The following is a 586-nucleotide window of genomic DNA, read 5'->3' as shown; positions in this document are numbered from 1 at the left end:
ATCCGCATCTGAATTTAAAAAACGCCTGTTACATGTGGCAAAAGGCGGCATTTATACCGGAACGACTACGCAGCTTGACGCATTAATAAAAAATGACCTTCCTGCAATAAAAGAGGTTATTGGTCAGGATTTTATCGGATACAACAAGGAAATTGGGGCATGGCTGTTTAATGATATTGCTGTTCACAAGGGTAAAACTTATGAAATCAATGACGAAGATTATTTTGAAATTGATGGCATAAACGCAAAACCATTAAGCGAAAAACCCACATTACAGATTAACTACAAAAAACCGGATGAATTTACAGCGTCATGGGTGGAAGATCTCTGGCTGGCTTTTGGCGAAAAGGGAATTATTACCCTGGCTTTCTGGCTGGGTTCGCTGTTCAGTGAACAAATCCGGGATAAAGAAGAATCCTTCCCCTTCCTTGAAGTCACCGGGGAGCCCGGAACGGGTAAATCAACATTGATTGATTTTTGCTGGCGGCTGTGCGGTCGTGACAACTATGAAGGCGTAGATCCAACCAAAGGATCAGAGGCGGGCTGGAAGCGCACCTTTGGACAGGTCGCCGGATTACCTGTTGTT

General features: G+C 44.0%; 1 pseudogene. It reads left to right on the top strand.

The window, feature by feature from the left end:
- Positions 1–586: pseudogene (locus EQY_RS0123270) on the top strand (bifunctional DNA primase/helicase); the annotation flags it as partial.

Source organism: Escherichia sp. TW14182 (assembly GCF_000208525.1).
In the GTDB taxonomy this organism is placed as follows: Bacteria; Pseudomonadota; Gammaproteobacteria; order Enterobacterales; family Enterobacteriaceae; genus Escherichia; species Escherichia ruysiae.
Note: the sequence above shows the minus strand (reverse complement) of the source record. Positions and strands in the feature narration are given on the sequence as shown.